Source organism: Pseudomonas campi (genome assembly GCF_013200955.2).
GTDB lineage: Bacteria > Pseudomonadota > Gammaproteobacteria > Pseudomonadales > Pseudomonadaceae > Aquipseudomonas > Aquipseudomonas campi.
Map to the genome: position 1 here is coordinate 234185 of NZ_CP053697.2, position 20234 is coordinate 254418.

At 65.0% G+C, this 20234-nt stretch carries 22 protein-coding genes; 8 read left to right on the forward strand and 14 right to left on the reverse strand.

Features of this window, described 5'->3' with window-relative positions:
• Positions 1-3: 3 nt before the first annotated feature.
• Positions 4-483: an RNA pyrophosphohydrolase gene (locus tag HNE05_RS01060; RefSeq protein WP_173211207.1), complete on the reverse strand. Its 480-nt coding sequence runs from the start codon at positions 481-483 to the stop codon at positions 4-6.
• Positions 484-628: 145 nt separating this feature from the next.
• On the opposite strand from HNE05_RS01060, the gene HNE05_RS01065 reads away from it, so the two are divergent.
• A complete protein-coding gene (locus HNE05_RS01065; protein ID WP_173211208.1) occupies positions 629-1282 on the forward strand; it encodes a histidinol-phosphatase in 654 nt (217 codons plus the stop codon).
• 66 nt (positions 1283-1348) lie between these two features.
• Here HNE05_RS01065 and HNE05_RS01070 read toward each other — a convergent pair whose 3' ends face one another.
• The 4 genes from HNE05_RS01070 to ilvA are packed head-to-tail and all read right to left on the reverse strand — an operon-like array spanning position 1349 to position 5072.
• Complete coding sequence (locus HNE05_RS01070; RefSeq protein ID WP_173211209.1) at positions 1349-1816, reverse strand: DUF2269 family protein; 468 nt, start codon at positions 1814-1816, stop codon at positions 1349-1351.
• Positions 1813-3084 carry an SDR family oxidoreductase gene (locus HNE05_RS01075; protein WP_173211210.1) on the reverse strand — a complete coding sequence of 424 codons (1272 nt, stop codon included), beginning with the start codon at positions 3082-3084 and terminating at the stop codon, positions 1813-1815. Before HNE05_RS01075 ends, HNE05_RS01070 begins: the two co-directional genes overlap by 4 nt.
• A complete protein-coding gene (locus HNE05_RS01080; protein ID WP_173211211.1) occupies positions 3084-3524 on the reverse strand; it encodes a DUF2269 family protein in 441 nt (146 codons plus the stop codon). Before HNE05_RS01080 ends, HNE05_RS01075 begins: the two co-directional genes overlap by 1 nt.
• 30 nt (positions 3525-3554) lie before the next feature.
• On the reverse strand, positions 3555-5072 hold the full coding sequence (gene ilvA / locus HNE05_RS01085) for a threonine ammonia-lyase, biosynthetic (protein WP_240008795.1): 1518 nt from the start codon (positions 5070-5072) through the stop codon (positions 3555-3557).
• 174 nt (positions 5073-5246) lie between these two features.
• Between ilvA and rpiA the strand changes: the two genes are divergently transcribed.
• Both rpiA and HNE05_RS01095 read left to right on the forward strand, forming a co-directional pair.
• A complete protein-coding gene (rpiA, locus tag HNE05_RS01090) occupies positions 5247-5921 on the forward strand; it encodes a ribose-5-phosphate isomerase RpiA (protein WP_173211750.1) in 675 nt (224 codons plus the stop codon).
• Positions 5922-6230: 309 nt separating this feature from the next.
• The gene (locus tag HNE05_RS01095; protein ID WP_173211214.1) at positions 6231-6563 is read left to right on the forward strand and encodes a YegP family protein; all 333 of its coding nucleotides are present in this window, start codon (positions 6231-6233) and stop codon (positions 6561-6563) included.
• A gap of 67 nt (positions 6564-6630) precedes the next feature.
• Here the strand turns inward: HNE05_RS01095 and HNE05_RS01100 are convergent, their stop codons facing one another.
• Entirely contained in the window at positions 6631-7554 is a 924-nt protein-coding gene (locus tag HNE05_RS01100; RefSeq protein WP_173211217.1) for an SdiA-regulated domain-containing protein, read from the reverse strand.
• Positions 7555-7655: 101 nt separating this feature from the next.
• Here HNE05_RS01100 and HNE05_RS01105 point away from each other — a divergent pair, with 101 nt between their 5' ends.
• Complete coding sequence (locus tag HNE05_RS01105) at positions 7656-8666, forward strand: AraC family transcriptional regulator (protein WP_173211219.1); 1011 nt, start codon at positions 7656-7658, stop codon at positions 8664-8666.
• Between the two features lie 393 nt (positions 8667-9059).
• On the forward strand, positions 9060-10097 hold the full coding sequence (locus HNE05_RS01110) for a histone deacetylase family protein (RefSeq protein WP_173211221.1): 1038 nt from the start codon (positions 9060-9062) through the stop codon (positions 10095-10097).
• A 74-nt stretch (positions 10098-10171) separates the two neighbouring features.
• Here the strand turns inward: HNE05_RS01110 and HNE05_RS01115 are convergent, their stop codons facing one another.
• The 3 genes from HNE05_RS01115 to HNE05_RS01125 form a co-directional block, all read right to left on the reverse strand.
• Entirely contained in the window at positions 10172-11098 is a 927-nt protein-coding gene (locus HNE05_RS01115) for an SdiA-regulated domain-containing protein (RefSeq protein ID WP_173211223.1), read from the reverse strand.
• A gap of 126 nt (positions 11099-11224) precedes the next feature.
• On the reverse strand, positions 11225-11890 hold the full coding sequence (locus HNE05_RS01120) for a fumarylacetoacetate hydrolase family protein (protein WP_173211225.1): 666 nt from the start codon (positions 11888-11890) through the stop codon (positions 11225-11227).
• Positions 11891-11982: 92 nt separating this feature from the next.
• Positions 11983-13377: an FAD-binding oxidoreductase gene (locus HNE05_RS01125; RefSeq protein ID WP_173211227.1), complete on the reverse strand. Its 1395-nt coding sequence runs from the start codon at positions 13375-13377 to the stop codon at positions 11983-11985.
• Between the two features lie 187 nt (positions 13378-13564).
• Between HNE05_RS01125 and serA the strand changes: the two genes are divergently transcribed.
• Complete coding sequence (gene serA / locus HNE05_RS01130) at positions 13565-14794, forward strand: phosphoglycerate dehydrogenase (RefSeq protein ID WP_173211229.1); 1230 nt, start codon at positions 13565-13567, stop codon at positions 14792-14794.
• A gap of 57 nt (positions 14795-14851) precedes the next feature.
• On the opposite strand, the gene HNE05_RS01135 is transcribed toward serA, so the two are convergent.
• The 3 genes from HNE05_RS01135 to HNE05_RS01145 all read right to left on the reverse strand — a co-directional run bounded on the left by HNE05_RS01135 (position 14852) and on the right by HNE05_RS01145 (position 16507).
• A complete protein-coding gene (locus tag HNE05_RS01135) occupies positions 14852-15214 on the reverse strand; it encodes a DUF4399 domain-containing protein (RefSeq protein ID WP_240008874.1) in 363 nt (120 codons plus the stop codon).
• Between the two features lie 138 nt (positions 15215-15352).
• On the reverse strand, positions 15353-15847 hold the full coding sequence (locus tag HNE05_RS01140) for a 2-thiouracil desulfurase family protein (RefSeq protein WP_173211233.1): 495 nt from the start codon (positions 15845-15847) through the stop codon (positions 15353-15355).
• Positions 15848-15898: 51 nt separating this feature from the next.
• Entirely contained in the window at positions 15899-16507 is a 609-nt protein-coding gene (locus tag HNE05_RS01145; protein WP_173211235.1) for a 2OG-Fe(II) oxygenase, read from the reverse strand.
• A 98-nt stretch (positions 16508-16605) separates the two neighbouring features.
• On the opposite strand from HNE05_RS01145, the gene HNE05_RS01150 reads away from it, so the two are divergent.
• A complete protein-coding gene (locus HNE05_RS01150) occupies positions 16606-17373 on the forward strand; it encodes a DUF2059 domain-containing protein (protein WP_173211237.1) in 768 nt (255 codons plus the stop codon).
• A 120-nt stretch (positions 17374-17493) separates the two neighbouring features.
• Here HNE05_RS01150 and bipL read toward each other — a convergent pair whose 3' ends face one another.
• The gene (gene bipL / locus HNE05_RS01155; protein WP_173211239.1) at positions 17494-18450 is read right to left on the reverse strand and encodes a phospholipase BipL; all 957 of its coding nucleotides are present in this window, start codon (positions 18448-18450) and stop codon (positions 17494-17496) included.
• A gap of 127 nt (positions 18451-18577) precedes the next feature.
• Here bipL and HNE05_RS01160 point away from each other — a divergent pair, with 127 nt between their 5' ends.
• On the forward strand, positions 18578-19153 hold the full coding sequence (locus HNE05_RS01160) for a DUF6436 domain-containing protein (protein WP_173211241.1): 576 nt from the start codon (positions 18578-18580) through the stop codon (positions 19151-19153).
• Positions 19154-19232: 79 nt separating this feature from the next.
• On the opposite strand, the gene HNE05_RS01165 is transcribed toward HNE05_RS01160, so the two are convergent.
• Positions 19233-19988 carry an NRDE family protein gene (locus tag HNE05_RS01165; RefSeq protein ID WP_173211243.1) on the reverse strand — a complete coding sequence of 252 codons (756 nt, stop codon included), beginning with the start codon at positions 19986-19988 and terminating at the stop codon, positions 19233-19235.
• Between the last annotated feature and the right edge of the window lie 246 nt (positions 19989-20234).

Genomic DNA, 20234 nt, shown 5'->3' on the forward strand with positions numbered 1-20234 from the left:
CCGTCAGTCGCGCGCCAGCAGGCGCGGGGCTAATTCCTTGAGGGCGCGACGATAGACTTCGCGCTTGAACGTGACGACCTGACCCAGCGGGTACCAATAACTGACCCAGCGCCAGCCGTCGAACTCCGGCTTGCCGGTCAGATCCATACGCACCCGGTTCTCGTCGCCGGTCAGGCGTAGGAGAAACCACTTCTGCTTCTGGCCGATGCACAGCGGCTGGCTGTGCGTGCGCACCAGGCGCTGCGGCAGACGATACCGCAACCAGCCCCGGGTGCAGGCGAGAATCTTCACATCCTGCTCTTCGAGACCGACTTCTTCATTCAGTTCTCGGTACAGCGCCTGCTCTGGTGACTCCTGCGGATTGATCCCGCCTTGCGGGAACTGCCAGGCATCCTGGTTGATCCGCCGTGCCCAGAGCACCTGGCCAACATCGTTGGTCAGAATGATGCCGACATTAGGGCGAAAACCATCGGAATCGATCACGACATAACACCTTACAAACGCATGTGTCCGCATTGTTCCACAAAGGCCGCGGGCGCAGCAAACGCGCGGCTCGGCGAATGGGCACTGGAGCCAAAAGCGGCTATTCTGGCGCCCTTTTCGGCCATCCCGACTCAGGTGAAACGACGTGCGCCTTGCCCTCTTCGACCTCGACAACACCCTGCTCGCCGGTGACAGCGACCACAGCTGGGGTGAATTCCTCTGCCAGCGCGGCCTGGTCGACGCCGTGGCGTACCAGGCGCGCAACGATGCCTTCTATGCCGACTACTGCGCCGGCAAGCTGGATGTGGTGGCCTACCAGAACTTCAGCCAGGCGATTCTCGGCCGTACCGACATGGCGCAACTGGCGCAGTGGCACGCCGAATTCATGCGCGAGGTGATCGAGCCGATCATCCTGGCCAAGGGCGAGGCGCTGCTGGCGCAGCACCGCGCGGCCGGCGACAAGCTGGTGATCATCACCGCGACCAACCGCTTCGTCACCGCGCCGATTGCCGCGCGCCTGGGCGTCGACACCCTGCTGGCCACCGAATGCGGCATGCAGGATGGCCGCTACAGCGGGCAGATCACTGGGGTTCCCTGTTACCAGGGTGGCAAGGTGGTGCGCCTCGGCGAGTGGTTGCAAGAAACCGGCTACAGCCTGGACGACAGCTACTTCTACAGCGACTCGCGCAACGACCTGCCGCTGCTGGAACAGGTGGACCACCCGGTAGCGGTGGACCCGGACGACACCCTGCGCGCCATCGCCAGCGAGCGCGGCTGGCCGGTGCTCTCGCTGCGTTGAAGAGTGTTCTGTAGGGCGGGTGAAACCCGCGTAACCCTCTACGCGGGTTTCACCCGCCCTACGCAATCACAGCGGCTTGGCCACCATCAGCCAGAAGATCGCGATAAACGCCAGGAACGCCGGCCAGCCCAGCACGAACCAGATGCGCATGTAGCGGTTGGCCAGTTCCGGCAGCGGCGTGCCATCGCGCAGCGCTTGGACGGCCATATTGCGTACACGGATCTGCAGCCACAACACCGGCAGCCAGCACAGCCCGGCGAAGACGAACAAGCCCGCGCTCCACAGCAGCCAGAACTGGCTCAGCGGCCAGCCGGCGATCTTCGCCAGGGCCAGGCCGCTGAGTGGCTGGAACACCGCGCTGGTGGCAATGAACAGCCAGTCGGCGGTGACCAGATGGCGGAAGGTCGCGGCGATCACCGGCACTTCACCGCTGCGCCAGGCGCGCAGGGCGTAGTAGGCCGAGCCCAGGCCGGTGCCGAACAGCAGGGTGGCGGAGAGGATATGCAGGGTCTTGAGCAGCAGGTACAGACTCATCCGTGCCTCTTGTCAGGTGGAGGGGACAGCCACAGCAGCCAGAGACTGAGCAGTAGCACGGCGAAGTTCTTGCCGACGGCCATGTAAGGGTCAAACCAGTAGTGCGGTAACCACAGGCTGATGGTCAGGCTGTAGGCCAGCATCAGCCCGATCTGGGCGTGCAGTATTGGCTGCCGCCAGCGTCGCAGCAGTAGGCCGAAACCCAGCGCGGCGTCGAGCAGGGCCCCGCTGATGACGGCCAGCTTGCCTGGCCAGCCGGTGATACCCGCTTCGGCCATGATGCGCAGACCCCAGTCGAAACCGGGGCCCAGGCACACCAACGCAGTACCCAACCAGATCAGCAACAACACTGCCAGCACCAGGGGTTGCAAGGCCATGGCGCAGCTCTGTGCCGCCTGTGGCCAGTCGTGCAGGCGACTGCTCAGAGGCGCGCAGCGGAAGCCGCAGGTGCTGGCCAGGGCATCGCCACCGGCCAGATTGTCGCGTTGCGCCAGGCGCAAGGTCTGTGGGTTCAGCGCCGCCCAGCCCATGCGTTCGCCGAGAATGGCGCCCAGTCGGGACAGTGCTGCCGGCAGTACCCAGTAACGCGCTGCTGGCCAACCCTGGGCGTGCCGTAACTGATCGAGCAATTGTCCCTGGGTCATGGCCTGCGGGCCAACCAGCGGTAGCACGGTCGACTGCACGGGCCAGTTACGCAGCAGCGCCAGCACGGCGCCGCAGAGGTCATCGACATGTAACGGCTGCAGCTGCGCGCGGTTGTTCAGCAGAGGTATCACTGGCCAGGGGGACAGGCGTTGCAACCAGGCACTGCTGGTTCCACCGGGGCCCAGGACCAGCGACGGGCGCAGCACTACGGCGGGTCGACCGAGCTGCAGCAGATAGTCGTCGGCCCGTGCCTTGCTGGCGAGAAAAGGTACATCGGCCTGCATGCCTGCACCGAGGGCAGAAATCTGCAGCACTCGTACGCCATGCTGGCTGGCCAGATCGAACAGGGCGCACGTGCCTGCGGTCTGCAACCGGCACATGCCGGCCAGGTCGCTGGACAGTTCACCAGCGGCATTGATCAGCAAGTCGATAGCGGGTGGCCAGGTGAAGCTCGTCGGCTCATCAGCCAGCTCGCGCAAATCCAGGCGTTGCCATGCGACGCCGGGTAGCGGTCGTTCGACAACCTGTCGGCTGGTCGCCACGATCTGGTGCCCTGCTTGGGTCAGGGCAACTAGCAGATGGCGCCCGATAAAGCCGGTGGCGCCTACCAGCAGAATACGCATCAGGCCGGCTTGGCCCCCATCAGGGCGAAGATCGCCAGCAGCAGCACCAGCATCAGCACGCCATAGGCGATGACGAAACGCAGCAGCTTGACCGGCACTGCGCCGCCGACTGCGGTCTGCCAGGTGCCCAGGCGGCCGTGCAGGAGCAGGCCGAAGAGGATCAGCAGGGCGAACAGGATGGCGCTGTACAGCAGCCAGCTGGCACCCAGCGGCAGGCCAACCGTGTGCACCAGCCACCAGCCGCTGACCGGCAGGCTCAGGGCCAGCACGCCGAGGGCCGGCAGGCTGTACAGGCGGGTGACGCGCAGCTTGCGCGTCAGTACGGCTGCATCGCCGCCCTTGTTGGCTTTCCACAGCATGAAGCAGTGGGCAATGAAGCCGGCCAGGATCAGCACGGCCGGAATCAGGTGGGCGAATTTCAGCAGCTGGTAGTGTTCCATCACGGATGTCCTGTATTCGAGTTATTCGAGTTATTTGCCGAGGAACAGCTTGTAGGCCGGGTTGTCGCTCTCGTCCCAGTAGGGATAGCCGATGGCATCCAGGGTGGCCGGGATCAGCGGGCGCTCGCTCACCGGCACTTGCAGGGCGGCCAGCACGCGGCCGTCGGCGGCGCCGTGGTTGCGGTAGTGGAACATGCTGATGTTCCAGCGCCCGCCGAGCTTGTTGAGGAAGTTGAACAGCGCACCCGGGCGCTCCGGGAACTCGAAGCGGAACACGCATTCGTCCGGCACCGCCGCCGCGTGGCCGCCGACCATGTGGCGGATATGCAGCTTGGCCAGTTCGTTGTCGGTCAGGTCGAGCACCGGGAAGCCCTGGTCGCGCAGGCCCTGCACCAGGGCCGCGCGCGGGTCGCTCTCCGGGTGGGTCTGCACGCCGACGAAGATGTGCGCCTCGCCGTCGCTGTGGTAGCGGTAGTTGAACTCGGTGATCTGGCGCTTGCCGATCGCCTCGCAGAAGGTCTTGAAGCTGCCCGGCTGCTCGGGGATGGTCACCGCGATGATCGCTTCGCGCTTCTCGCCCAGCTCGGCGCGCTCGGCGACATGGCGCAGGCGGTCGAAGTTGACGTTGGCGCCGGAGTCGATGCCAACCAGCACCTTGCCGCTGCAGCCTTCGCGCTCGACGTACTTCTTGATCCCGGCCACCGAGAGGGCGCCGGCCGGCTCGGTGATCGAACGGGTGTCGTCGTAGATGTCCTTGATTGCCGCGCAGATCTCGTCGGTGCTGACGGTGATCACCTCGTCGACATAGTCCTTGCAGACGTCGAAGGTGTGCTGGCCGATCTGCGCCACCGCCACGCCATCGGCGAACAGCCCGACGCTCGGCAGCACCACGCGCGAGCCGGCGGCCATGGCGGCCTGCAGGCAGTTGGAATCGTCCGGCTCGACGCCGATCACGCGGATATCCGGGCGCAGGTATTTGACGTAGGCGGCGATGCCGGCGATCAGCCCGCCGCCGCCGACCGGGACGAAGATGGCGTCCAGCTGGCCCGGCTGTTGACGCAGGATCTCCATGGCCACGGTGCCCTGGCCGGCGATGGTGTCCGGGTCGTCATAGGGGTGCACATAGACGTAGCCCTTTTCTTCCACCAGTTTCAGCGAATAGGCCAGCGCCTCGGGGAAGCTGTCGCCGTGCAGCACCACCTTGCCGCCGCGCGAGCGCACGCCGTTGACCTTGATCTCCGGGGTGGTCTTGGGCATCACGATGGTGGCCTTGACCCCCATGTGCTTGGCGGCCAGGGCCAGGCCCTGGGCATGGTTGCCGGCCGAGGCGGTGACCACACCACAGGCCAGTTGCTCGGCCGTGAGGTGTGCCAGCTTGTTGTAGGCGCCACGAATCTTGAACGAGTACACCGGCTGCAGGTCTTCGCGCTTGAGCAGAATCTGGTTGCCGGTGCGCTCGGAAAGCTGGCGGGCAGGTTGCAGCGGGGTTTCCACGGCGACGTCATAGACGCGCGAGGTGAGGATCTTCTTGACGTACTGTTCGAGCATCACGGCTTCACTGGCGGGCTTTTCACGGATTCCGGAGTCTACCCCAGCGCTCCGACCGGCGGCCACCGGCGCAAAGCCCAGAACAGTAGGGCGTGGCGATAAAACACAGCCGCTGGGCCGGGTGGCGAGGCTATAATTCGCCCCTTCCCGTACTCCCCAGGCGCAGACCCCGTGATGACCCAGGATCAGCTCAAGCAGGCCGTGGCCCAGGCCGCCGTCGACCATATCCTTCCCTTTCTCGACAGCAAGAGTGTGATCGGCGTCGGCACCGGCTCCACCGCCAACTGCTTCATCGACGCCCTGGCCCAGCACAAGATGGCCTTCGACGGCGCCGTGGCCAGCTCCGAAGCCACCGCCGCGCGCCTCAAGGGCCATGGCATCCCGGTGTACGACTTGAACAGCGTCAGCGAGCTGGAGTTCTACATCGACGGCGCCGACGAGAGCGACGAGCACCTCAACCTGATCAAGGGCGGCGGCGCCGCGCTGACCCGCGAGAAGATCGTCGCGGCGGTGGCCAAGACCTTCATCTGCATCGCCGACGCCAGCAAGCTGGTGCCGGTACTCGGCAACTTCCCGCTGCCGGTGGAAGTCATCCCCATGGCCCGCAGCCATGTGGCCCGCCAGCTGGTCAAGCTGGGCGGCGACCCGGTGTACCGTGAGGGCGTGCTGACCGACAACGGCAATATCATCCTCGACGTGTTCAACATGAGCATCACCGACCCGGTGGAGCTGGAAACCCAGATCAACGCCATCGTCGGCGTGGTCACCAACGGCCTGTTCGCCGCGCGTCCGGCCGACCTGCTGCTGCTCGGCACCTCCGAAGGTGTGAAGACGCTGAAGAACGCCTGATGCCTGGCTAGCTGCCTGCGTAGAAGAAACCGGCCCAGGCCGGTTTTTTTATGTCCTGTACCCGGTAACTGTTGATGCAAGTCGGTGTTTCGTAAGGAGCGTCCTTATGCGGGGAGATAAGGATCTTCGCGGACTTACCCCACGCAGGCTGAGGTGTCTGCCCACCCAGGGGACTTCGGTGCGCGCGGCGCACCCCGCGCAAGAGCCGCCCCCGCGAAAGTGAGTAGGTGCTGGCGTGCTGAACTGACCGGCGGGGTACGAGCGTCTAAGCTTAGCGGGGCTTTCCCACCCACACACCGGAGTCAGCCAATGGCTAGTAAGTTCGTTCTGAAGACCGCCAGCAATGGTCAGTTCCACTTCAATCTGCACGCCGGCAACGGCGAGAGCATCCTCAATAGTGAGCAGTACAAGGCCAAGCAATCGGCCCTGGACGGTATCGAGTCGGTGCGCAAGAACGCGCAGCGCGAGGGCGCCTTCGAGATCAAGGCGGCCGCCGGCGGCAAGTTCCATTTCGTGCTCAAGGCCAGCAATGGCCAGGTGGTCGGCCAGAGCCAGATGTATGCCAGCGAAGCCGGCGCAGAGGCCGGTTGCGAGTCGGTGAAGAGGAGTGCGCCGGACGCGAGCCTGCAGGACGACAGCTGATTGATCTCCCCTCTCCCACCTGTGGGAGAGGGGCCGGGGGAGAGGGGCGAGGCCCGCGTTGGGCTACTTATTCCCCGGCCTTTTTCTTGAACACGTAAAACAGGTTCGGCTCGCTCACCACGTACAGGTTGCCATCGTCGTCCATGGCCACTCCTTCGGCCTGCGGCACTCCCTTCTTGAGGTCGTGCCGGCCACCGACCAGGGACAGCATGCTGATCGGCTTGCCGTCGACATTCAGCTCCAGCACCAGGCGCGATTCGTCGGACAGCGCCAGCAGGTGCCCGCTGCGCTCGTCGTATTGCAGGCTGGACAGGTCGCGCACAAACAGCCCGGCATCGCGCTCGGGATCGTCGACCACATGCACGGCAAAGGGCTTGTCCGGGTTGCTGTGGGGGAAACCGTGAATCTCGAAGATCTGCACCGGGTCGCGCTCCTTGGCGGCGAACAGACGCTGGTTGGCTGCGTCGTACGCCAGCCCCTCGAAACCCTTGTTGCCGTTGCGGCCGATGCCCAGAGACAGCTGTTCGGAGTCAGCGGCGTCGACGAAGGCGGTGTCCTCGCTGAGGTGTACGCGGAACAGGCGCTGCTCGCGCTCGTCGGTGACCACGTAGATGCCGGGGCTGATGTACTCGATCGCCTCCGGGTCGCCGAAGCCGACGATGGGCACGCGCCGCAGCACCCGACCGTCGAGGCTCAGCTCGATGATCTCGGATTTTTTGTTGGTCACGGTGAACAGGCTGCGGCGATCCGGATCGTAGGTCAGCGCCGAGACATCGGCGTCCAGGCCGTCGATCGGTTGTGCCTGCAGGGTGGCGACATAGTCCGGCAGCCAGATCGACTGTTCGCGCCACTCGGCGGCATGGCGCCATTCTTGCACCAGAAACCAGCCTCTTTCGAACAGGCGCAAATACTGGGCGGCCACTGCAGCGAGCAGCAGAGCGGCCAGCAGCAGCGCCGGCACGAAGAAGCGGGCTTGGGTCAGGCGTCGCATGGGGTCACCTTGTTGATCAGGGGCCAGCATGAATAACACAGCGGAGCTGAAGCCAAGCTTAAAGAGAGTTACCGAAGTCTACCGGCATGGAACCCGCAGGCATGTCAGTGTTACCCGAACAGCGCGTTCTCACCACTCTGCACACCGTGGCGCTGGCAGTGCAGGCCCTCGGTCATGGCGGCGTCGCGGCCGAGCTGGTGCTGGACGGCAGTGGCATCAGCGCCAGCGAGCTGGACAACCCGGCGCGCCTGATCAGCCATGCCCAGGAGCTGCGTGTGCTGGCCAATGCCTGTGCGTATAACCGCGACTCGGCGCTGGGCCTGAGCCTGGGCAAGCGCATGCATGTTTCGGCTTACGGCATCCTCGGCTATACCATGCTCGCCAGCCGCACCCTGGGCGAGGCGCTGCGCCTGGCCATCGCCCATCCGGCGCTGCTCGGCACCTACTTCCAGCTCAATCTGCTGGCGACCGATGACGAAGTCCGGCTGACCGCTGCCGGCTACCGCTACGCCTCGCAAATGGAAGTGTTCAATACCGAGCTGTGCCTGGCCTCGCTGCTCACCGTAGTGCAGGACCTGCTTGGCGAGTCGGTGCGCCCGCGCCGTCTGCTGCTGGCCTATCGCAGCCCAGCGCATGGCGCCAGCTATGGCGAAAAGCTCGGCTGTCCGGTGGAGTTCGGCGCCGGCAGCAATGCCCTGTGCTTCAACCCGGCACTGCTCGAACGGCCCCTGCCGCTGGCCGATCCGGTCAGTCACCAACACGGCCTGCAGCAGTGCCTGCAGCTGGAAACGCAGTTCCACAGCCGCCAGGATCTGTGCGAGCAGATCCGCCAGCAACTCAATGGCGATCTGGCCGGCTGCGTCAGCCTGGAGCAGGTGGCGGGCCGCCTGCACCGTTCCGCGCGCACTCTGCGCCGTCATCTGCAACAGCTCAACACCAGCTTCCAGCACCTGCTCGACGAGGTGCGCTACGACAAGGCGCGGCAGTTGCTGCAGCAGACCGACCTGCCGATCTACCTGATCGCCGAACAGCTCGGCTACAGCGAAGCGGCCAGCTTCCGCCACGCCTTCCAGCGCTGGAGCGGCCTGGCGCCGAGCGACTTCCGCCGCTGAAATCGACTCCTGCGGAGCGCGGATGTAATCCGGGAATGCGGCCTGCTGGAACGCCTGCGGGGTAACTTGGCCGCAATTATCCCCTTCTGACCGGAACTATCGTTCTGCCTGTCCCGGGCCGCTGAGAGAATCAGTCGAAAGCCGCTGGTGGCTTTGGTTTTCTTATAAAGATCAATAAAAACAATTGGTTGTGAGTTATTTGGATGGTTTTTGGCGATGTCTATAGCAGCCCTGAGTATGGCGTTCGGCGCTCTGGGGCTGCGCTATGCAGGCGCTTTACGCGGCCTCCTTGCTCGCACCGTGACCGACTTGACCGGTGAGGGGGCGGCGTATCCGCCGCTCTCCCTGACCTTCTGCCTATGACGGGCTCCGCCGGAGTCCGGGGAGTCCCTTATGCTGACGATCTACAGCGACGACCATCATCTGCACCACGGCAAGTACGAGCTGATCGATGGCCAGCTCACCCCCTGTTTCGAGAAGCCCAGCCGTGCCGATATGGTCCTGGCGCGCGCCCAGGCTGTGCAGTTGGGTGAAGTGGCCACGCCGCGCGAGTTCGGCCTGGAGCCGGTGCTGCGGGTGCATGACGAAGGCTTCGTGCACTTTTTGCGCAATGCCTGGAGCGAGTGGTCGGCCCTCGGTCGCAGCCACGACATGCTGCCCTTTACCTGGCCCAATCGGCGCCTGCGCCAGACCATCCCGGACTGCATCGACGGCAAGCTCGGCTACTACAGCTTCGACGCTGGCGTGCCGATCACCGCTGGCAGCTGGAAGGCCATCAGTGCCTCGGCCAACGTCGCGCTGACCGGCCAGGCCGAGCTGGTCAAGGGCGCGCGCGGGGTGTTCGCGCTGTGCCGGCCGCCGGGTCACCACGCCGCTGCCGATTACATGGGCGGCTACTGCTACCTGAACAACGCCGCCATCGCCGCCCAGGCCTGCCTGGACCAGGGCGCCGCGCGGGTGGCTATCCTCGATGTCGACTACCACCACGGCAACGGCACCCAGGACATCTTCTATGACCGCGCCGACGTGCTGTTCACCTCGATCCACGGCGACCCGCGCTTCGAGTACCCGTTCTTCCTCGGTTATGCCGACGAGAAGGGCGTGGGCGTCGGCCAGGGCTTCAACTTCAACTATCCGCTGGCCGCCGGCAGCGACTGGGCCGTGTGGAGCCTGGCGCTAGCCGCCGCTTGCCGGCAGATCGCCGCCTACGCGCCGGATGTGCTGGTGGTGTCGCTGGGCGTGGACACTTTCAAGGAAGACCCGATCTCGCAGTTCAAGCTGGACAGCCCGGACTACTTGCGCATGGGCGAGATCATCGGCCGGCTCGGCGTGCAGACCCTGTTTGTCATGGAGGGTGGCTATGCGGTGGAGGAGATAGGTATCAACGCGATCAATGTGCTGCAGGGCTTCGATAGCGTGACTGCAGTCTGACCGACCCAGCCCGCACGCGCCCCTGAAACGACGACGCCCCGCAAATTGCGGGGCGTCGTCGATCTGGGTGCGGCTCAGCCCTTGTCGGCCTTGGCTTGGCCATCCTTGTTGAATACGTAGAACAGGTTCGGTTCGCTGACCATGTAGATGGTGCCGTCCTCGTCCATGGCCACCCCTTCGGCGCGCGGGATACGCTTGTTCAGGCCGTTCAGGCCGCCCTGCAGGCTAATGAAACTGAGCGCCTGGCCGTGTTCGTCCAGCTCCAGCAACAGGTAAGACTGCGCCGACAGCGCCAGGATGTGCCCGGTCTGCGGGTCGACGCTGAGGGCCGAAAGGTTGCGCATGTCCAGGCCATGGTCGGGCAGTAGTTGCAGGACCGAGGACAGCAGCTGCTTGCCATTACTGGCCAGGCTGAACATGGCAATCGGGTTGCGCTCCTTGCCCAGCAGCAGGCGCTGCTGGGTCGGGTCCCAGGCGATCCCCTCGAAGCCCTTGTTGCCGGCGTCCGGGTATCCCAGGTCGAACGGCTTGCCGTCGGCCAGGTTGAGCTCGCGGGTCAGCGGGTTCAGTTCGAAGATCGACAGGTTGCGCCGGCGCTCGTCGATCACCGCGACGTTGCCGTTTTCCAGCACCGCCACGCCTTCCGGGTTGGAAAAGCCCTTCAGGCTGATGCGCCGCAGCACGTCGCCCTGGCGGCTGATTTCCACCAGCGTGGGTTGCTTGCCGGTGACGGTGAACAGGGTGCCGGTGATCGGGTTGTAGGCCAGGTCCGAGGTTTCACCGGCTTCCAGGCCGGCCAGTGCCTTGCCCTGCAGGGTGGCTCGGTAGCCGGGCAGCCAGATGCTGGCGGCGCGCTCGGCGCTGGGCAGGTTGTGCTCCTTGAACCAGAGCAGGCTGCGGTCATCCCAGTGCAGGAAGTTGATGGCGGCAACGGCGGCGGCCAGGCTGCCGGCCAGGGCCAGTGACAGCCAGGGGCGGCGGGGAAGGGCGAGGGAGTGCATCGGGGGCTGCTCGGCTGAATCAAGCCCTTGAGACTACGCAGCGGCGATGAAAGTTCTGTGAAACGCAGGTGAAAGCTGTGTCAGTGCGCTTGCACCTGACCGCACCGGCAAGGCCGGTGCGGGATTTCAGAGCACCCGCGTGGTGAATGCGGCTTGCCCACCCAGGGCGATTTCCAGCTGGTCGTCGCTGGCCAACGGGCCGACGCCAGCCGGCGTGCCGGTGGAGATCACGTCGCCTGGCTGCAGGCTGAAGTGCCCGGCGATGTGCTGGATCAGGCCGATGATCGGGTTAAGCATGGCGCTGCTGTTACCGTCCTGGCGCAGCTCGCCATTGATCGACAGGCGGATGCCGATATCGGCCAGATCCGGGTAGGCATCGCCGGCGACGAACGGCGCCAGCACGTAGGCACCGTCGAAGGACTTGGCCAGCTCCCACGGTAGGCCCTTTTCCTTGAGCTTGGCCTGCACGTCGCGCAGGGTCAGGTCCAGGGCCGGGGCGAAGCCAGAGATGGCATCGCGCACTTCTTCTACCGAGGGCTTCTTCGACAGCGGCTTGCCGATCAGCACGGCGATTTCCGCCTCGTAGTGCACCACGCCGCGATCCTGCGGGATGGCGAAGCTGTCGTTCAGCGCCACCGTGCAGCTGCCTGGCTTGATGAACAGCAGCGGCTCGCTGGGGATCGGGTTGTTCAGCTCAGCGGCGTGCTCGGCGTAGTTGCGCCCGACGCAGACCACCTTGCCCAGCGGGAAGTGGATCGGCGTGCCGTCGGTGTACTGGTGCTGGTAGCTCATTGCGGCTTCTCCATTACGAAGCGCTGTTTAAAGCGTTGCGAGTTAAGGCTTCGAACGCCAACGAAGCATGGCGCGCGAAGCCCGCAATAGCTTCAGACGGGGAAGATTTTGCCGGGGTTCATGATCCCGTTGGGATCGAACACCGCCTTGATCGCCTTCATGTAGCCGATCTCGGCTTCCGAGCGGCTGTAGTGCAGGTAATCGCGCTTGGTCATGCCCACGCCGTGCTCGGCCGAGATCGAGCCGTTGTACTTCTGCACGGTCTCGAACACCCACTTATTGACGATGGCGCACTTGGCGAAGAACTCGTCCTTGGACAGGCTCTCCGGCTTGAGGATGTTCAGGTGCAGGTTGCCGTCGCCGATGTGGCCGAACCAGATGACTTCGAAGTCTGGGTAGTTTTCCCCGACGATGCGGTCGATATCGTGCAGGAAGGCCGGGACCTTGCCGACGGTGACCGAGATGTCGTTCTTGTACGGGGTCCAGTGGCTGATGGTCTCCGAGATGTACTCGCGCAGCTTCCACAGGTTCTGCAGTTGCTGCTCGCTCTGGCTCATTACGCCGTCCAGCACCCAACCCTGCTCGACGCAATGTTCGAAGGTAGCCAGCGCCTGTTCGGCGACCTCCTCGGTGCTGGCTTCGAATTCCAGCAGGGCATAGAACGGGCAATCGGTGTCGAAGGCCGGCGGTACGTCGCCACGGGCCATGATCTTGGCCAGGGCCTTGTCGGAGAAGAATTCGAAGGCGGTTAGGTCCAGTTTGTTCTGGAAGGCGTGCAGCACCGGCATGATCGAGTCGAAGTCCGGGGTGCCGAGCACCATCGCGGTGAGGTTCTTCGGCGCGCGTTCCAGGCGCATGGTCGCTTCCACCACGAAACCGAGGGTGCCTTCGGCGCCGATGAACAGCTGGCGCATGTCGTAGCCGGTGGCGTTCTTGATCAGGTCCTTGTTCAGCTCCAGAAGTTCGCCGGTGCCGGTGACCACTTTCAGGCCGGCCACCCAGTTGCGGGTCATGCCGTAGCGAATGACCTTGATCCCGCCGGCATTGGTGCCGATGTTGCCGCCAAGTTGGCTGGAGCCGGCAGAGGCGAAGTCCACCGGGTAGTACAGGCCCTTGTCCTCGGCGAACAGCTGCAGTTGCTTGGTCACCACGCCCGGCTGGCAGACCACGGTGCGGTCGAATTCGTTGAACTCGACGATCTGGTTCATGTAGTCGAAGGCCACCACCACTTCGCCATTGGCGGCGACGGCGGCGGCGGACAGGCCGGTGCGGCCGCCCGACGGCACCAGGGCGACCTTGTGCTCGTTGGCCCAGCGGACGATGGCCTGCACCTGCTCGGTGGTCTTGGGAAAGACGATGGCGCTGGGCGCCGGGGCGAAATGTTTGGTCCAGTCCTTGCCGTAGGCATTGAGGGAGTCGGCGTCGGTGAGCACCTTGCCGGGCTCGACCAGGGTCTTCAGCGCTTCAATCAGGGCAGGATTGGTCATCTGGGGAACTCTCAAACAATTCATGGTCACCCTGAGCACGCTTCATCGGCCAGGGGTGGGTCTTTCGCGGGGCTCGTATGCTAGCATACGCCCCCCGTGAATCGTGCCCCCGCGCCGATCTGCGGGCCCGGTCAGCAACGCTGCTGACGCTTCTCCTGACACTATTCGTGGGACAACAGGTACTCCGATGAGCAAGACCTCTCTCGACAAGAGCAAGATCAAGTTCCTTCTGCTGGAAGGCGTGCACCAGAATGCCGTCGACACCCTGAAGGCCGCCGGCTACAGCAACATCGAGTACCTCAAAGGCGCGTTGTCCGACGACGAGCTGAAAGAAAAGATCGCCGACGCCCATTTCATCGGCATCCGCTCGCGCACCCAGCTGACCGCTGAGGTCTTCGACTGCGCCAAGCGCCTGGTCGCTGTGGGTTGCTTCTGCATCGGCACCAACCAGGTCGACCTGAATGCAGCCCGCGAGCGCGGTATCGCCGTGTTCAACGCACCGTTCTCCAACACCCGTTCGGTCGCCGAACTGGTGCTGGCCCAGGCCATCCTGCTGCTGCGCGGCATCCCCGAGAAAAACGCCTCCTGCCACCGTGGTGGCTGGATCAAGTCGGCGGCCAACTCCTTCGAAATCCGCGGCAAGAAGCTGGGTATCGTCGGTTACGGCTCGATCGGCACCCAGCTCTCGGTACTCGCCGAAGCCCTCGGCATGCAGGTGTTCTTCTACGACACCGTGACCAAGCTGCCGCTGGGCAACGCCACTCAGGTCGGCAACCTGCACGAGCTGCTGGGCATGGCCGACATCGTTTCCCTGCATGTGCCGGAGCTGGCTTCCACTCAGTGGATGATCGGCGAGAAGGAAATCCGCGCCATGAAGAAGGGCGGCATCCTGATCAACGCCGCCCGCGGCACCGTGGTGGTGCTGGAAGCGCTGGCTGAAGCGATCAAGGACGAGCACCTGATCGGCGCCGCCATCGACGTATTCCCGGTCGAGCCCAAATCCAACGATGAGGAGTTCGAAAGCCCGCTGCGTGGTCTGGATCGCGTGATCCTGACTCCGCACATCGGTGGTTCGACTGCCGAGGCGCAGGCCAACATCGGTCTGGAAGTGGCCGAGAAGCTGGTCAAGTACAGCGATAACGGTACTTCGGTTTCGTCGGTCAACTTCCCCGAAGTCGCCCTGCCGGCGCACCCGGGCAAGCATCGCCTGCTGCACATCCACGAGAACGTGCCGGGCGTGATGAGTGAGATCAACAAGGTGTTCGCCGACAACGGCATCAACATCTCCGGCCAGTTCCTGCAGACCAACGAAAAGGTCGGCTACGTGGTGATCGACGTCGACGCCGAGTACTCCGACCTGGCCCTGGAAAAGCTGCAGCATGTCACCGGTACCATCCGCAGCCGCGTTCTGTTCTAAGAACCGCGCGTTGCAAAAAAAGGGAGGCTTCGGCCTCCCTTTTTCGTTTCCGTCCGTTTATTTCACGGTGATGCTGATCTGCTCTGAAATCACCGGCGGATCGAGCGGCACGTGGTTCTTGTCGCCGACCAGCAGCTGCAAGGTGTGCTTTCCGGGCAACAGGGTCACTTCGGTTTCGGTCTGGCCCTTGCCGAAGTGGCGGACCTGGTCGGTGGTCGGCAATGGCATGTCCATCGCCGGCAGCTGCGTGCCATCCACCAGCAGGTGGTGATGGCCGGTGGCGGGCATGTCGACCCCGGCCGGGGCCACGCCCATGCCCTTGAGACCGAACTTGACGGTGAAGGTCTGGCCGACCGTGGCGCCGTCGGCCGGTTCGATGAAGTACACCTCGGCGCCAGCCGGGGCTGCCGTGCGCGGCATTTCCGCCAGGGCGGCGAGTGGGCTGATGCAGAACAGGGTGGCGAGGGCGAGTGGGCGCAAGATGGTCATGGCAGGCTCCTTTTCGGGGTGTCCAGCACTGACCTTAGGTGAGGCGGTGGGTTCCGTGGCGCGAACCGATCAGCTGCACTGTTCCAGGCGCGCCAGCTCGGCAGCTGCCTCGGCCAGCTGGCTTTCGTTGAACACCTTGACCCCGGCGCGGCGCAGCAGGGCGGCGGTGACCCCTTCGCCCTCGACCAGCGTGCCGCTGAAGTTGCCGTCGTAGTTGTGCGTGTTGCCGCAGGACGGGCTGCGCGCCTTGAGCACCGCTACTCGCAGGCCATGCTGGCGGACCAGTTGCAGAGCGATCTCGGCGCCGGCGACGAAGGCTGCAGTAACGTCTTCGCCCAGGTTGGTCAGCACCGGCTGGCTGCCGTCTAGCACCTGGGCGCCCTGGCCACCGGGGATTTCCGCCGGCGGCCGCGGGGTCGGCAGGCCGCCGGCCACTTCCGGGCACAGGGCGACGATGCGGCCTTCGTCCTGCCAGCGCTGCAGCAGGTCGAACGGGCCATGGGCGCCGCCGTCGTAGCGCACCTTGTGGCCAAGCAGGCAGCGGCTGACCAGCAATTTTTCCACAGGCAACTCCTCTGGCACGCGTAGCCCGGATGCAATCCGGGGGTGAATAGCTTATCGACGCCTGAACCAGCCCGTCAGCGACAGACGCTCACGGCTGGCGGGCAGGACTTCGTGGGGCAGTTCGGCAGACAGGAACAGCACCAGGCTGCCGGCTTCGGGCAGCAGGTCGAGCGCGGCGCCGTCCGCCGGATAGATGCGCAGGGCGCCACCCTGCTCAGCTTGCCAGTTGTCATTCAGGTAGAACACGGCCGACAGAGTGCGGCGGTCGTCGTCGTGGAAGCGATCCAGGTGCTTCTGGTAGAAGGCGCCCGGTGGGTACAGGGCGAAGTGGCTTTCGTAATCGGCCAGGCCGAGGAAGAAGGCCTGATTCAGCGCCTGGCGCAGCTCGTCCATGGCCGCCAGGTAGCGGTCACAGGCCGGGTGCTGGCCGGTTTCCAGCCACTGGATCTGGTCACCGCGGATGCCCTCGCGCACCGCCAGCGCGCTACCGCGGCCGACGCCCGCCGGGTTCAGTGCGCCGTTTTGTCCACGGCTACGGCACTCATTGGCCAGTTCACGGGTCAGAGAGTCTGGCAGGACGGCGGTCTGCCGCGACCAACCCTGGCGGGCGAGGTCGTCGATGATCAATGGCAGCAGCTGTAAATCGAGGTCGGTAGGCATGCCGGCGATTCTATCAGCGTCGCTGTTGCGCCTCGATAAGTTGCCTCGACAAGCTTGCCCTGGCCCCGGAAAATGGCCGCGCTAGATAGGAGCCCCCCATGCGTGTCGTGTTCGCCTTCGTATTACTGCTGTGCAGTCTGACTTCCTTTGCCGATGAGCACGCCCGCCTGTACCAGGCCGGTGGCTGGCCGGAGCAGCGCGCGCATTTCAGCGATGCCCTGGCGGCGGCGCAACTGCGATACCGCGACACCTTGCCGCCGGCGGTGTACCAGGCGCTGGTCGACAACAGCAACCGCCGCTTCGAGCCGCAAGCGATGGATCAGCGTGCCCAGGCCGCCCTGCGTATGCAGCTGGCCGATCCGTTGCCAGTTTTGCAGTTCTTCGAGTCGCCGCTGGGGCGCAAGGTGATCGCCGCCGAGACCTTGGCCACCCGCCGCGACCAGCTGGCCGCCCACGCCAACGGCCTGCCGCCGAGCGAGGCCAGCGCTACTCGCCGTCTGCTGATTCGCCACCTGGCCCAGGCCCTGCCCGCCCAGGAAGCCGGTGCCGAGGTCAGCCTGGCCCTGGCCGGCGTGGCGGCCGACAGCCTCAGCCAGATGCTGCCCGGCCTGTTCGGTGGTGGCCAGGCCGAGGCGCTGGTCAGCAGCCAGCGTGAACAGCTGATGCAGCAGATCGGCGCCGATCTGGATAACACCCTGCTGCATGTCTACCGCGAGCTGTCCGATCCGGAGCTGGATGAATTCGTCAGTTTCGCCCAGTCCAGCGCAGGGCAGGCCTATTACCAGGCGGCCCTGGCCGCCCTGCGTGCTGGGCTGGCGGTGGGGCAGAGCGGTGCCGAGCTGCAGCCAGCGCAGCAGGGCATCTGAGCGTATTTATTGTAGGAGCCAGCTTGCTGGCGATGCGCTTCACGCCCGGAATCGCCAGCCAGCTGGCTCCTACAAGAGTTGCGTGGGTGAACTCGCTTCACACGTATTCGGATCGGATCATTAGCGCAGCCTTTCGCCGAGAAAGTCGAAGTACTGCCGGCGTAGCGCTTCACTCTCGTTGACTAGGTGATGCCGGGCGCCAGGCAGGCGCAGGATCTCCGGCTGGTCGAACTTGTCCTGCAGCACGTCCAGGTTGTGCTGCCAGTCTACTGTCATGTCGCTCTCGCCCTGCACAATCAGCGGGCGCTGGGTGCTGCGCGGGGCCGACTCGATGCGCGGAATCCACTTGGCCAGCGCGCCGACCCAGGCCGTCGGCAGGTCGCGCGGTTGCAGCGGGTCGCGGTGCTGGACGAAGTGCAGGAAGTCGCTGTCGCTGGAGTTGTCCGAGAAACGCCGCGGGATGGCCGCCTTGAACGGGCTGAGCAGGTGGTAGCTGAGCTTGGACAGACCCCAGGCGCGCGGCCGTACCAGTGGCGCCAGAAGAATGGTGGCGCCGGGCTGTGGTCGCGGTGTGCCGTTGAGCAGGTAATCGAGCAGGATGCCGCCGCCGGTGCTCTGTCCGCAGAGGTGCCAGGGTTGTGGCAGATCGAGGCTGGCGGCCTGGTCGAGCAGGCCGAGCAGAGTCTGCTGGTAGGTGGCGAAGTCGTCGATGCTGGCGCGCGGTCCGGCGGAGAGTCCGTGCCCGGGCAGGTCGCAGGCCAGCACGGCGAGGTTCAGGCTCAGCGCCCAGTCGATCACATGCCGGTACAGACCCATGTGGTCGTAGTAGCCATGCAGCAGCACCAGCGTGGCCTGCGGTTCGGCGGGCAGCCAGAGCTGGGTGACGATGCGCAGGCCGTCCAGTTCGAAGCAGCCCAGCTGGCTGCGCACGCCCGTACGGCTGCTGGCCAGATCGAGGCCGTAATAGCGCTGGTAGGCCTGTTCCTCGCTACTCAGTGGCTGCGTTGCTGCGGCCAAGGGTCGCAGGTGGCTGCGCAGGCGTTCGGCCTGGAAGTGCTCTGAGGTGGGGCTTGGCATGCTGGTCATCGATTCTGTGCGCGTTCGGCGGGGTGGTGGTTGATATTCAGCTGTACGGCGCGGCGTGGCAAGCTACGCGCTGTTTCGACAATAGCTGCTCAAGGCAGCCCGCCTGCGAAGTGTCCCCATGCCTGCCTCACGCCTGAAAGTCCTGCTTGCCAGCCTGCTCGCCATCGTCTGGCTGGGTGCCATGTTGGCTGCGTTCTGGTGGTTCGAGGCGCGCTATATCCGCCCGTTCGACGAGCGCACCGAGCTGTTTTCCGGCGCGGCCCTGCGTCTGCCGGCCGAACTGGCCGGGCCCGGGGCAATCCGCGTGGTGCATTTCTGGGACCCGGCCTGCCCGTGCAATGTCGGCAACCAGCAACACCTCGCCGAGCTGCTGCAGACCTATGTCCCGCGCGGTGTGCAGTTCTATGGGCTGCAGAAGGCCGGTAGCCAGGGGCAGTTGCCGGAGGATCTGCGCGCCTTGCAGCCGCTCGCGGCCCTGGCCGGCAGCGAGCAGTTGCCAGCCAGTCCGGCGGTGGCGATCTGGGATCAGCAAGGCAACCTCGCCTATTTCGGCCCCTATAGCGAAGGGGCGCAATGCACCTCGAGCAACAGCTTTATCGAGCCGATCCTCGAGGCCCTCAGCGCCGGTCGTCCGGTGCGGGCCGACAGCAACCTGGCGGTGGGCTGTTTCTGCGACTGGCAACAGAGCGATTGAGCCTGTGCTGAAGTAGCCCGGATGCAATCCGGGAGCGGCGTACAGGCGAGACGCTTAGTCCCGGATTGCATCCGGGCTACTACAGGCCCGGCAGGTGCAGACTCACTTCGCCCTCGGCCTGGCCCTGACTATCGAAGCGTCGCTCGACCAGCTGCAGACTGCCGTCGGCATTCAGCAACAACGCGCTGCTGGCGCAGGTGCCGTAGCCGGGGCCGACGATGAAAATGCTCGACAGCAGCAGCTCCCAGTCCACGCCGATACCGGTGTCTGGCAGCAGCACGCGCGGCGGCTGGCGCGAGTCGCTGAGCAGCTCCAGCAGGCGTTGCGGTTGCGGGTCGTCCAGGCAGCCGGCCAGGCCGGCGCTGGCACGCACTACCTTTGGCCAGGGCGTATCCAGCTCGGCATTGGACAGACCGTAGAGACCGGCTTGCAGGCGCCGCGCCTGGCCTTCCTCGGAGTTGAAGTAGTACAGCGCGTCGCGGTTGCCCAGCAGCAGGTTGAAGCCGCTGTACTGCTCCAGGCGCTCGCTCACCTCGGCCAGGTAGTGCTCGGCATCCAGCGTGCTGCGCAGGAAATCCACCGGCAGCTCACCGCGCGAGCGCGGGCCCTTGGCCTGGCGCGGGTCGCGGATATTGGTCAGGGCGGCGAAGCGGCCATCGGCGCTGACGCCCAGCCAGGTGCCGCCGGCCTGCAGGTCGCGTCCGGCAAACAGGCCGGGCGCATCTGGCCACTCGCCCAGGGCCAGGCTGGCGCGGTTGTAGAATTCGTCGCGGTTGGCTGCCAGCAGCAGTGGCTGGGCATGGCCGGGGCGCCAGGCGAAAACGATCAGGCACATGGGCTTCTCCTTGTGACCGGAGTCTACCAGGCCGTTGAAAAACTACCTGCGTTGCCATCGCGGCGTTAAAAACAGGCTCAAAATGCTCATTTACAGCTCGTAAACTGCGCTTTTTCGCCGTTTTGACCAGCCGGAGGCTGTTACTAACGTTGCGCCTTGCGCTGGCTGCCTCGCCTACGTTTTCAACGGCCTGTTAACAAGCGCTTGTCGCCCTCGTCTGGAGGGGGCGGGGCGCATCCGTTACCA